This window comes from Ruegeria sp. AB7 (genome assembly GCF_056542625.1).
The window spans coordinates 171600-184571 of sequence record NZ_JBQGAC010000008.1; the positions used below are offsets into that span (position 1 = coordinate 171600).

General features: G+C 59.5%; 9 protein-coding genes. 8 read left to right on the forward strand and 1 reads right to left on the reverse strand.

Going from position 1 to position 12972, the window contains the following annotated elements:
- The first annotated feature begins 105 nt into the window (after positions 1-105).
- The gene (locus ACR0EN_RS18670) at positions 106-2172 is read left to right on the forward strand and encodes a TRAP transporter large permease subunit (protein WP_480588254.1); all 2067 of its coding nucleotides are present in this window, start codon (positions 106-108) and stop codon (positions 2170-2172) included.
- 14 nt (positions 2173-2186) lie between these two features.
- The gene (dld, locus tag ACR0EN_RS18675) at positions 2187-3869 is read left to right on the forward strand and encodes a D-lactate dehydrogenase (protein ID WP_170819136.1); all 1683 of its coding nucleotides are present in this window, start codon (positions 2187-2189) and stop codon (positions 3867-3869) included.
- 33 nt (positions 3870-3902) lie between these two features.
- On the opposite strand, the gene ACR0EN_RS18680 is transcribed toward dld, so the two are convergent.
- Positions 3903-4526 (reverse strand): DnaJ domain-containing protein, encoded by a 624-nt coding sequence (locus ACR0EN_RS18680; protein WP_170398478.1) that lies wholly within the window; start codon positions 4524-4526, stop codon positions 3903-3905.
- 107 nt (positions 4527-4633) lie between these two features.
- Between ACR0EN_RS18680 and ACR0EN_RS18685 the strand changes: the two genes are divergently transcribed.
- The 6 genes from ACR0EN_RS18685 (at position 4634) to ACR0EN_RS18710 (ending at position 12968) form a co-directional block, all read left to right on the forward strand.
- Positions 4634-4888 (forward strand): BolA family protein, encoded by a 255-nt coding sequence (locus tag ACR0EN_RS18685; RefSeq protein ID WP_170398480.1) that lies wholly within the window; start codon positions 4634-4636, stop codon positions 4886-4888.
- Between the two features lie 159 nt (positions 4889-5047).
- Positions 5048-6154: a cytochrome-c peroxidase gene (locus ACR0EN_RS18690; RefSeq protein WP_480588256.1), complete on the forward strand. Its 1107-nt coding sequence runs from the start codon at positions 5048-5050 to the stop codon at positions 6152-6154.
- Positions 6155-6165: 11 nt separating this feature from the next.
- The gene (locus ACR0EN_RS18695; protein WP_480588258.1) at positions 6166-7350 is read left to right on the forward strand and encodes a cytochrome-c peroxidase; all 1185 of its coding nucleotides are present in this window, start codon (positions 6166-6168) and stop codon (positions 7348-7350) included.
- Between the two features lie 5 nt (positions 7351-7355).
- Positions 7356-7925: an arsenate reductase (azurin) small subunit gene (locus ACR0EN_RS18700; protein ID WP_170425700.1), complete on the forward strand. Its 570-nt coding sequence runs from the start codon at positions 7356-7358 to the stop codon at positions 7923-7925.
- Positions 7926-7938: 13 nt separating this feature from the next.
- Positions 7939-10620, forward strand: a complete 2682-nt coding sequence (locus ACR0EN_RS18705) for an arsenate reductase (azurin) large subunit (RefSeq protein ID WP_170819138.1) — start codon at positions 7939-7941, stop codon at positions 10618-10620.
- 143 nt (positions 10621-10763) lie between these two features.
- Positions 10764-12968: a HEAT repeat domain-containing protein gene (locus ACR0EN_RS18710; protein ID WP_480588260.1), complete on the forward strand. Its 2205-nt coding sequence runs from the start codon at positions 10764-10766 to the stop codon at positions 12966-12968.
- Positions 12969-12972 lie beyond the last annotated feature (4 nt).

The window sequence follows — 12972 nt, forward strand, 5'->3', positions numbered from 1 at the left end:
GGGCGGCTTCCTTCCGCCGCCCTCGGTCCCTTCTGATTTTCTTTATTTTCCCCCACGACCCGGGCGCATTCACGACCCCGCCGCCAAACTCTTGAGGAGGAGACCATGGCCGAGACACAGCGTCATCAGGACGACCCGATTGAAGTCTATGAAAGTATACTTGAGCATGGTGAGCCCGACCGTCAAAAGCTGGCAGTAGCGATCGACAACGGTGTCAAAGCGGTAGGTCATGTGGTCATGTGGGCCAACCTGTTGCTGGTTGGGGCCATCGTTTCACAGGTGGCGATGCGCTATCTACTGAACCAGAACTATCCCAAACTAGACGAGATCCAGTGGCATTTCTACGGGTTGGTGACGATGGTCGGCATCTCGTATGCGTTGGTCACTGACAGCCATGTGCGGGTGGACTTGCTGCATATGCAACTCAGCCAGCGCGCGCGCCGGATCATCGAGATCATCGGAATCTTCACACTGCTTGTGCCGTTCATCTATCTGATGATCGATCAGGGGTATGACTATTTCTACGAAAGCTGGCGCGTCAACGAATCCTCGGACAGCCCCACAGGTCTGCCCGCGCGTTGGGCTTTGAAAGGTGTGATCCCGGCCAGTTTTGTATTGCTGGCATTGGCTGCGGCGGCACGGCTGATCCACGATGTGCACGCCCTGTTCGTCAATCTCGACGAGGAACGGCAGGGCAAGGGCCTGCGCCTGATCATCTGGGCCCTTCTGGGCTTTGCTGTGGTCGCAACAGCGCTGACCTTCCTGGTTGAAACAACCGAGGAAAAACTGGTCATCGCCATGTTCCTGACCTTCATCGCGTTGCTGTTCACCGGATTCCCGGTGGCGTGGACGCTGGCCGGGGTTGGCGTTGCCTATTGCGGTCTGGCCTATCTGTTCGACAATGGCATGATGAACTGGACCGGGCTTGAGGAAACGCTGACCGGTCTGGACTATCTGACGCTGGGCGCGGTGGTGAACCGGGTCTATGCCACCATGTCAAATGCGGTTCTGGTGGCGCTGCCAATGTTCATCTTCATGGGCCTGATGTTGGACGAATCCGGTGTGGCCGAGCGTTTGATGTCCTCGATGCAGCGCCTGTTCGGCACGGTGCGCGGCGGGTTGGCGATCACGGTAACGATGATCGGCATCATTCTGGCCGCCTCGACCGGGATCATTGGGGCGTCTGTGGTTCTGTTGGGCGTGCTTTCGCTGCCGTCGATGATGGAGCAGAAATACAGCCCCTCATTGGCCGCCGGTGTGGTCAGCGCTTCAGGCACGCTGGGCATCCTCATCCCGCCGTCGATCATGCTTGTCATCATGGCGGACCAGATGGCGCTATCGGTCGGCGACCTATTTATGGCTGCAGTGTTCCCCGGCGTGATCATTGGCGCGCTCTACCTGACCTATATTTTTGTCATCGCCCTGATCAAACGCGACGTGGCCCCAGTACCCGAAGGCGCAACCCGTCCTGACTGGAACGCAGTCAAGGACGTGCTGATTGCAGTCTTGCCGACGCTGGCCCTGATCCTCGCCGTGCTGGGCTCGATCTTCGCGGGTTTGACCACACCGACCGAAGCCTCGGGCGTGGGCGCGTTGGGAGCCACTCTGCTGGCGCTGGGATATCGCAAGCTGACGCTGGCCAAGCTGGTGAATGTGCTGAAAGCAACGTTCAACACCACCGCCTATATCTTCGCGATCTTCCTGGGTGCCACAGTGTTCTCCTATGTCTTGCGCGAACTGGGCGGCGACGCGCTGATCGAGGATATGATCCACGGTACCGGGCTCGGCCCAAATGGCACTGTCTTCATGATCCTGTTCATCGTCTTCCTGCTGGGCTTCGTGCTGGACTGGATCGAGATCACGCTCATCGTTCTGCCCTTGATGCGCCCCATCGTGAACGGGCTGGGTCTGGATATCGACGGCTTCGGTGTCATCGATGAACCTGCGCTGGTGTGGTTCGTAATCCTTGTGGCGGTGACGTTGCAGACCTCTTTCCTGACACCTCCGGTTGGATTTGCGCTTTTCTATCTGAAAGGGGTCTGCCCGCCCGAGATCAAGCTGACTGACATCTATAAAGGGATTATCCCATTCGTGATACTGCAGCTGACCGGCCTGTTCTTTGTCTTCTTGTGGCCGCAACTGGCCACGTGGTTGCCCTCGGTCGCGTATTAACGGAGGGTAGCTGGATGAACGATGCCGATCTGATCAAGCGTCTTCAGGCCATTTGTGGGCGGCGGCGCGTTTTGACTTCGTCGCGCAGCACCCGCCGCTTTCGCCGGGGGTTCAGATCAGGTGAAGGGGACGCGCTCGCGGTGGCTCAGCCCGCCACGCTGCTGGAACAATGGCAGGTGCTTCAAGCCTGCGTTGCCGCCGACAAAATCGTCATCATGCAAGCCGCCAATACCGGCCTGACCGAAGGGTCTACGCCCAAGGGTTGCTACGATCGTGATGTAGTGTTGATCAACACGCGGCGGATGGACGATCTGCATCTGATCAATGAAGGCAAACAGGTCGTCAGCTTTCCGGGCAGCACACTGTTTGCGCTGGAAAAGCTGCTGGACCCGATTGGCCGCCAGCCGCATTCGGTGATCGGATCTTCGTGCATCGGTGCCTCAGTCGTTGGCGGGGTGTGCAACAACTCGGGCGGTTCGCTGGTCGAGCGCGGCCCCTCCTATACCGAGCTGTCACTGTACGCGCGGATCACTCAGGCCGGCGAGCTTGAGTTGGTCAATCATCTGGGCATGCAGTTGGGTGATACACCCGAAGAAATCCTGACCCGGCTGCAGAACGGTGATTTCTCAGCAACTGATATCGAGACCGACAATCGCAAAGCCTCTGACACCGATTACGCCCGTCGGGTGCGTAATGTAGATGCTGAAACGCCAGCACGCTTTAACGCTAATAAGTCGCGTCTATACGAAGCAGCGGGCTGCGCGGGTAAACTGGCGGTTTTTGCGGTTCGGCTGGATACATATGCCAAGAACGAAGCAGAACGTACTTTCTACGTCGGGGCGCACGACACCGAGGCATTCACGGAATTGCGCCGTCGCATCCTGTCCGACTTCAAAACCCTGCCGGTCAGCGCTGAATACATGCATGAGGAGGTATTCGATATCTCTGACCGCTATGGCAAAGACACCATGGTGATGATTGACAAGTTGGGAACCGACCGTTTGCCCACTTTCTTTGCGCTGAAGGGCGCGGTGGACGCGCGTTTAGAAGGCATTCCGGTTCTCGGCAATTTTACCGATCGTTTCATGCAGTTCGCGATGCGACTTTGGCCCGATATCCTGCCGCGCCGGATGCGGGCCTATCGGGATCGGTATCCGCATCACCTGATACTCAAAATGCGCGATGGCGGTATCGATGAAGCGCGCGATCTACTCAATGACATGACTGCCGAAGACAAGCTGGATTTCTTTGAATGCGACCTGCGTGAGGCAAAAATCGCTGGGCTACATCGTTTTGCTGCCGCAGGTGCAGCCATTCGTTATATGAAGGTTCATGCAGCCGAAGTCGAAGATATCATCGCCCTTGATATCGCGCTGCGCCGCAATGATGTCGACTGGTTCGAAGATTTGCCAGCTGAGATCGCGGATCAACTGGTCGGCAAGCTCTACTATGGCCACTTCATGTGTCATGTTCTGCATCAGGATTACATCGTCAAGAAAGGCGCAGACCCGAACGCGTTGAAGGCCGCAATGCTAAAGTTGCTGGACAAACGCGGCGCTGAATACCCGGCGGAACATAATGTTGGCCATCTCTATGCAGCCAAACCCGATCTGGCAGCTTTCTACAAGTCGATCGATCCCACGAACAGTATGAACCCGGGAATCGGAAAGATGTCCCGCAACAAGCACTATTCGTGAGACGGAACGCTGCTGACCCGTATCCGTTGGATACTACTTGAAGCTGCGGCTGTCCTTGATCTGATCCCAGGCCCAGACGACCTCTTGCAACTGCTCTTCCTGAGATCGGTCACCACCGTTCATATCCGGGTGCAGCACCTTGATCAGCTTCTTGTAGGCTTTGCGAATCTCTGCCTTCGACCAGCTATCTTGCGCTTCGAGGATCTCTATCGCGCGGCGCTCGGTCGGCGGCAGGCGTCGACCGCCGGAATTGGCGCGGCCGGGATTTTTGGTGGCGTTTTCGCCTAGAACCTGATGCGGGTCCTCGATCCCCAGACGTGCCCAGGCACGGGCCTCAGGGTCGCCCATCGGTTTGGTCTCACGCTCCCACACTTTGTCCTTCGAACGCTGCGCGTTCAGTTCGGCCTCGGTGGTGCCGTCGAAGAAATTCCACTTCTGGTTATATTCGCGCACATGTTGCTGGCAGAACCAGAAAAAATCATCCAGCACGTCCGGAGCTTTGGGCGCGCGAAACTTACCGGGTTCTTCACAGCCCTCATGATCACAGATTCGCACCGAAGTTTCGGACGCACCTGACATACCCCGACGGCCGCGCGGCTTCTTTTTCTTAGCGCTCGACACGGACATATCGAATCCGAAGGGATCTGACTTTACCATCTGCACAACCTCACGAAGGCATCTTTTCGACTCGGAGGCAGCAGTTTAATCTAAGCAGCCGAAAGTAGAAGAGGGGGACGGCAATTTATTTGCCGTTGAGCATAAAAATGAGCGTGACCGACGAAATCCGTGAACGATTGCAGGCAGCATTTAACCCGCGTGAGCTGGAGGTGGTTGACGACAGCGAGAGCCATCGTGGTCACGCTGGATATCAGGAGGGCGGTGAGAGTCATTTCAACGTCCTTATTCGTTCGGCGGCTTTCGAGGGGCAATCCCGCGTTGCCCGCCATCGCGCAGTACATACGGCATTGGGGGATATAGTCCCCCGTATCCATGCGCTTGCTCTGGATATCGACGTCTGACAGTCGCGGCCTTGGTTCAGATAAGCGACGATTACGTCGCCAATTCTCTGCGGATTTAATCTCGATCAAGGCATCGCGATACATGACCCTCTAATATTCGCCTCGTCGATCTCCGGTTAACCGGAGCGATCAGATTTGCGGATAATGAGGGCTTTTTAAATGATGACCAAAGCCAGAACGTGGTTCTCGGCACTGTCGACAGTTTCATTGCTGTCGGTGGGTGTTGCGTTCCCGGTTCACCATGCCCAGGCGGAACAGCCGGGCCCGGTAGAAGCCATTGAGTTCGACCAAGCCAAGGCGGCACTTGGCAAACGTTTGTTTTTTGACCCGCGCCTGTCTGGCGACACCGAACTGTCCTGCGCCAGCTGCCACCAGCCGGAAAACGGCTTTACCGACGGGCAGGCCCTATCGGATGCCTATGCCGGCAGCCTGCATTTCCGCAACGTGCCGACGCTGATTAACAGCGCTAAGCGCGCCGCGTGGTTCCATGACGGGCGCATTGGCACCAACCTCAACGACGCGACCCGCGAAAGCATCACCGAGACATACTCGATGAACATGGATATGCGTTTGATGCAGGAACGCATCAAGCAAGATCCGGTTTATGTCGAGATGTTCGAAGCCGCCGGATTTGGCGAGCCGTCGAACGGCGGGGTCCGTAACGCCATCCCGGAATATCTGAAAACGTTAATTTCGCGCGGCGCGCCGTTCGATTCCGGCGAGATGTCGGAAGACGCCAAGGCGGGCTATGAGCTGTTCAATGCCAGCGGCTGCAATTCCTGCCACTCGGGCGAGCGGTTCACGGATGATCTGCCGCACAATATCGGCGTGGGCGACAACCCCGATATCTGGGCGACCCCGGAACGTCACATCACCTTTGTGACCATGATGAAGTTCCTCGGCGTCGAGAATTACATGAACCTGCGCGCCGACCCCGGTGCGTATATCCGCACTCACACCGCCGATACATTCGGCACGTTCATAACCCCCACGCTGCGTGAGCTGACCTATACCGCGCCATTTATGCATAACGGCTCGATTGCGACGCTCGAGGATGTGGTGGCCTTCTACAACGCCGGAGGTGGCGAAGATGAAAACAAGGATCCGCGCATCAAGCCGCTTGGCCTCAACGAGACCGAACAAGCACAGCTGGTGGCCTTCCTTAAGGCGCTGTCTGGTGAGCCGCTGACCGGCCCGGACTTCGTCGCCGAGGAAATCGATACGGATTATGCGCCGATCGAAAACTGGCAAGACGCGACAAACTGAGGAGTGGACCCATGAAAGACCTAAAGTCTTACCTTTCAGGCACAATCGCCACCGCTGCCCTGTTTGCCGTCCTAGGTGCACAGGCGATTGCGGAAACCAGCATGGAGATTGAGGCCGGCATCGGTGGCGCAGACCCCGATGTAGACTCGCCGCTGGTGGCGCTGGGCGCGCCGCCGATCCCGCTGGACAACCCGCAAACCGACGCCAAGATCGAACTGGGCAAGATGCTGTTCTTTGATGCCCGTCTTGGCGGGAATCCGTCGACGCCCTGTTCGGCCTGTCACATGCCAGATGTCGGCTGGGACGTCGAGGCACCGATCTCGTTCGGCTATCCGGGCACGACCCACTGGCGCAACAGCCAGACCATCGTGAACTCGGCCTATTATGGCAAGCTGTTCTGGGCAGGTTCCTCGAAAAGCCTTGAGAGCCAGGCCAAATCCGCCGCAGGCGGTGCGGTCGCCGGCAACGGCGAGGCTGACATGATGGAGGCCCGTCTGGCCTTTGTCCCCGAATATGTCGAACGCTTTAACGATGTCTTCGGCGATCAATGGCCGCGCATCAGCAACGCATGGCGCGCCATCGCAGCGTTTGAACGGACCATCGTTCAGACCGACACGCCCTTCGACAACTATCTGCGCGGGGATGATGCGGCGCTAACCGACGAACAGAAACGCGGGCTGGAACTGTTTACCGGCAAGGCGCAATGTTCCGAATGCCACAACGGCGCGCTGCTGTCGGACGAGAAATACTACAACACCGGCGTACCCGCCTATGATGGTTGGCAGGACGATGGTCTGGCGCAGGTCACCTTCCGGTATGAGCTATATGCCAAAGGCTCGACCGAAGAGATGTATCGCCACACCAAGGACGACCCCGGCTTCTATTTCCGCACCAAGGAAAAGGCCGACAAGGGCAAGTTCCGCACGCCCAGCCTGCGCTACACCCTCTATACCGAACCCTACATGCACAATGGCATGTTGGAGACGCTTGAGGATGTGGTCGAGTACTACAACCAGGGCGGCGGCGAGAATGAGTTCGCTGAAAACAAATCCCCGCTGATCCAACCCCTTGGCCTGAATGATCAGGAAAAGGCGGATCTGGTGGCCTTCCTGAAATCCCTGTCCGGTGACGAGATTCTGGTCGAAGAACCTGATCTGCCGGATTACCAGCCGCTTCCCGCGGCAGCAGAGGAGTAAGCGTCATGAAAGATCATAACGCAACCGGATGCAGCTGTTCGGGCGAGGCCAAAAAGGCCTGCACCGTGAACCGCCGCCAGTTCCTGTTCGCCTCGGGTGCCACCACCTTTGCCGTGATGGTGACCATGCCTACCCGCCACGGTCAGGCCGAACAGGTGCCCGCATTGGTATCGACCTATCCGCGCAAGCTGATCGGCAAACTGTCCGAACTGGAACAGGATGTGCCGGTCGAGTTCTACTACCCGGACGAGGGCGACTATTCGGACTCGATCCTTGTGAAAACCGGCGTGGAAAGCGGCGGCGGCATTGGTCCGCAAAAGGATGTTGTGGCCTTCAACCTCACCTGCACCCATCAGGGCGGGTCGATGTATGACAGCTACAAGCCTGAACATAAGGTGCTGGGCCCGTGCCCGTTGCACCTGTCCACCTATGACGTGACACGGCACGGCATCCTCGTCTCGGGGCAGGCCTATCAGTCGCTGCCGCAGGTCCTTTTGGAACTGGACGGCGATGACATCTACGCCGTTGGCATGTTCGGCCTGATCTACGGCCGTTACGACAACCTCATTGCATAAGGGAAGCGGAATCATGGCAACCCCGTATTACGTACCCGAAACCAACGTCCCGCTGCCGCCCAAAGGAGCCGAGGTCATCTCGACCGCCTGCGACTACTGCATCGTGGCTTGTGGTTACAAGGTCTATCGCTGGCCCGTGACGGCCAAACCCGGCGGCCCCACGGCGGACGAAAACGCCTTTGGCGAGGATTTTCCCGTTGCGCCCTTGGGTGCCTGGGTCGCGCCGAACCAGCACAATATCGTCCTGCACAAGGGTCAGCCGCATCACGTGGTGATCATCCCGGACAAGGACACGCAATACGTCAACACCGACGGCGACAGTTCCTTGCGGGGCGGGTGTATCGCGCAGAAATGCTATAACCCGCAGACACCGACGCGCGACCGTCTGAAGACGCCACTGATGCGGATCTATGGCACCTTGATGCCGGTTCCGTGGGATCTGGCGCTGGATGTGGCGGCTGAGGTGGGCAACCATGTCATCGCCAAACACGGCACCAATGCCTATGGCGTCAAGACTTTCAGCTATCAGTATATCGAGAACACCTATGCGATCTCGAAATACGCGCTGCGCCATATCAACACCGCGAACTTCACCTTCCACGACACGCCGTCCGACGTAACCTCGACCCCCGGTTTCCGGGATGCGGGTTTTGACAATTTCGGCCCCTCCTACGAGGACTGGCGGGATGCGGAAACCCTGCTGGTCTGCGGCACTGACCCGTATGAGACCAAGACCATCCTCTATACCCAGTGGATGATGAAGGGGATGCAGAACGGTCAAAAGGAAATCTATCTGATCCCGCGCCGGTCCGCCGGTGTGGCCCATGCGGAAAAGATGGGAGGCCTGCATATCGACGTTCTGCCCGGCACCGACCTGCTGGTCGTCAACGCCATTGCCCGCGTCATCGTGGAAAATGGCTGGGAGGACAGCGACTGGATCAAGAAATGGGTCAATAACAAGTGGGAGAGCTCCTCGGGCTTCGGTCAGGGCACTCGGAACACGCCGTGGCAGTGGCGCACGACCTGGGGCAAGTTCCAGACCAAAGGCTTCGAGGATTGGAAAGAGTGGCTGCTGTCGCAGGACGAATTCGCGCCTGAAACCGCCGCCGCCATGGCCGAGATCGACGTGCAGAAGATCTATACGGCCGCCGAATGGCTGGCCAAACCCAAGGCAGACGGCACACGGCCCAAAACCTCGGTCATGATCGAGAAGGGGTTCTACTGGTCCAACAACACCGGCAACACGCAGGCGATTTCCGCTTTGGGCATCATCTGCGGCTGCGGCGGGCGTCCGGGTCAGGTCATTGGCCGGGCTGGTGGTCACCAGCGGGGCGGCGTGAAGGGCGGGAAATACCCGCGCAACAAATCGCCCGAGAAACTGCCGGGCCGTCGTCGCCGCGCCATGGATACCGACCGGTATCTGATCGCGGGCCATACCCGTATGGCCCACGTGATCGGCACCACGTGGATTCAGTCCATGTGCGGCAGCCAGCAATTGGCCGACAAGTTCGAGGAACTGACCGTCCGCAACCCGCACCAGATCGCCAGCTTCGACAAGCAAGAGATGATCGACACGCTGAAGGCCCGCGCTGACAGCGGCGGTATGGTGGTGATCAACCAGGACATCTATCTGCAGGACCCGATCGGCAACCGCTATGCCGACATCGTGTTCCCCGCAGCGACCTGGGGTGAAGAGGACTTTCTGCGCGCCAACGGCGAACGCCGCTTGCGACTGTATCAGAAGTTCTATGATGCGCCCGGTGCGGCCAAGCCCGACTGGTGGATCATCGCGCAATTGGCACAGCGGATGGGCTTTGATGGGTTCGACTGGCAGAGCTCGAACGAAGTTGCCGAAGAGGCCGTCCGCTTTACCCGCGGGTCGCGCAAGGACTTCCACGCGGTCTTCCGTCTGGCCAAGAAAGAGGGCAAGGGTCTGCACCAGAAGGTCCGTGAGTTTGGCACCGACGGGGTGCAATGCCCGGTCATGCTGGATGCCGATGGTGTCACGCTGATTGAAACCAAGCGCCTGCACGATACAACCCGCACGCTGCCTGCTACCGGTGCGGCTGGTGCGGATGTATTCAACAAGAAGCTGACGCACTTCAACAGCCAGACCGGCAAGTGCAACATCCAGAAATCGCCTTGGGGCCTGTTCTCGGATTATTGGGAATGGCTGAAACCCAACAAGGACGAAGGCGAGTTGTGGGCCACATCTGGTCGGATCAACGAACGCTGGCAGTCCGGTTTCGACGACCGCCGCCGCCCGTATATCGTGCAGCGCTGGCCGGAAAACTGGGTTGAAATCCATCCCGACGATGCGGCCGAGCGTGGCATCGAAAGCGGCGACTATGTGATGGTCTATTCGGAACGCGTTCCGGGCAACAAGCATACGCTGCTGGGTGTGGAAGGCGACGACTTCCAGTTCTCGAAACTGATGGAGAACGGGCATATCGAACTGACCAAAGCGGCGATCACCGCCGTGGCCATGGTTACGCCCGCCATAAAGAAAAGCGTCGTTTACATGGACTTCCTGCACATGCAGCAGCCTGCCAACGCGCTTGAGGGCCGGATCGTCGACTGGATCAGCGGCAACTACAACTACAAGATGGGCGTCGCCAAGGTCCGCAAACTGGGGCCGAGCCCCTACAAGACCTCGTTCCGCACGATGTCCTTTGCGCCGCGCGATATCGCCTGACGCTTTTCCGGGGGGCGGACGCCATGCCGCCCCTCGGGTCCGGTCCCACTGCAGAAGGGACCACCTGGAAGGCAGGCTTCGGTTGGGAAACCTGTCTTCCACTTTACCCAACCCGTCCCAACCGCAAACATGGCAGACCTGATATGAACATGCATTCCGATACCGCCCTGCGCGATGAGGCCACCGGCCTGCTTTCCGACTACGCCAAATCCGAATATGACGTGATCCGCCTGCGCGCCATTCAGGCCCTGGCGGCCATTGGGGCCGCCAACAGCCCGGCCTTGATCGAGGCGCTGCTGGATGATGACGAAGACGTCCGGCAAGACGCAGCCCAAGCGCTGGGCGCGCTGGGCGTAACGGAGGCCGCGCCGCAACTGCTGGAAAACCTGATCCACGATCCCTGCGGTGAGGTGAAACTGGCTTGCGTGACCGCTCTGGCCGAGTTGAAATCCGAAGACGCAGGGCCTTACCTGCGCACGCTTGTCACTGGTCGCGGCGAGGATATCACGTGGGACGAGGACGAGCTGCATCAAGACGAATGGGACGACTGGCTGGATACTCAGATCGCGGCGATCAAAGCGTTGGGTCGCATGGGCGATACGGCTGCGATTGAACCCATTGTCATGGCGCTGATGGACGAAGACGGGCAGGAACTGGGGGATGTGGCCTGCGAAGCGCTGGGCCGGATCGGTGCGCCCTCTGTGCCGACCTTGGGTGTGTTCGCCCAATCCTGGAACCGTCGTCTGCGCCATCGTGCTTTGCACACTCTGGCCACCATCGGTGGGGCCGAGGCCGAAACCATTCTCCGCAAGGCTCTGACGGGCAAAGACGGCGCGGCGCGTCTGATCGCTTATGAGGCGCTGATGCCGAACGACCCGGCGCTGGTCGAACAGGCCCTGACAGATGCGGTCGAGGATATCCGCATCGCAGCGCTGAACCAGTCCGGCCTTTCCGAACCCGAACTGCTGGATCGCATGATGCGCGACCCCGGCGCCAAGGTGCAACTGGCGCTGATCGACCGGCTGGACCGCAGCCAGCCTATCGTTGATCAAGACGACCTGCGCTGGCAGGTGCTGGATTTCCTCGCAACCGGACAACAGCCTGAGGTCTCGGCGCAGGCGCTGGGCCTGCTGGCGGCGTTGGCCCCGCAACTGGTGGCAGATCGGCTGAACGCGCTGTTCTCGGCCGAGGCGGACGACCTCAAGGCCGAGCGTATCCAATGGGCCATCGTCGACGCGCTGGCGACCTCGCCCCTGCGCGAGGCGGCAGAATGGCTGCAACGCGCCTGCCGCGCGCCCTTCCGGTCGGTGCGGCTGAAGGCCGTGGCCTCGCTGGCGATGATTGTTACTGACACCGACCGCCCGCATGTGAACCAGCAGCAGGGCCGCGAATTGCTGCTGTCCTTCGCGCTCGCCCCGATGAGCGTGGTCGAAGACGCGCACGAGGAAGAGGCCCCGCAAACCGACATCGCCGCGCTGGAAGAGGCAGGGCTGGATGTATCCGACGGTGGTGAAAACGGCCCTACCTCCAGCCTCGGCGCGATCCTTGGCCATGACGCTATCGCGGCAGAGATGAAGAAAGAGGCCGAGGATGATGACCTGCACCCCCTGACGCCACGCGAGCAGGCATTGTTGGTCAAGGCCACCCGCCATCCCAAACGCCGCCGCGTGGCGTTGGATGACAATGCCGAAGCCTTGGAGCGTGAGACCCGCATTTCGGCCATCCGCCTGCTGGGCGACGTCACAGGTATGCAGATCATGCTGGCCCAGATCGCGCAGGACCCCGAGACCGAGATCGCCGCGCAGGCGCTGGCGGCACTGGGCTTGTCGGTCGCGCGCAACGGGTCCGAACTGAACCAGTCGCATTTGATCGATCTGATCACACAGTGGCTTTCGCATACCGATGCCAATCTGTCTCTGCAAGCGCTGAACCTGCTGCAACAGGCTGACCTGCCACCGCAGGATGCGCTGCGGGGCAAATTGCGGGCTATGCTGAAAACCGGAGATACTGCCTTTCGCATCGACGCCATGCAGATTCTGACCCGCTGGGACGGGACGGCCGTTGTGGCGCGCAGCTTGCTGGACGATGTCTCGGCCCCGGTACGGCAGGCGGCGATGCGGCTTTTATCTGAAACGGCCCCGGATCAGGCAGGTGCGGCCATCGTACCCTTCCTTCTGGCCAATCCTGAGCAACGGATCGTGACCTATGTCAATGACAGCACCCCTGCCTTGGTGTCCATTGGGCGCGAATTGTTGGCCGGATTGCGCGACGAGAACCGCCGCGCCCAGTGGCCGGTGTTGATCAGCGCTTTGGCCGACCTGTTGGGAGACCCCTACCGGGCGGTCTGAAACC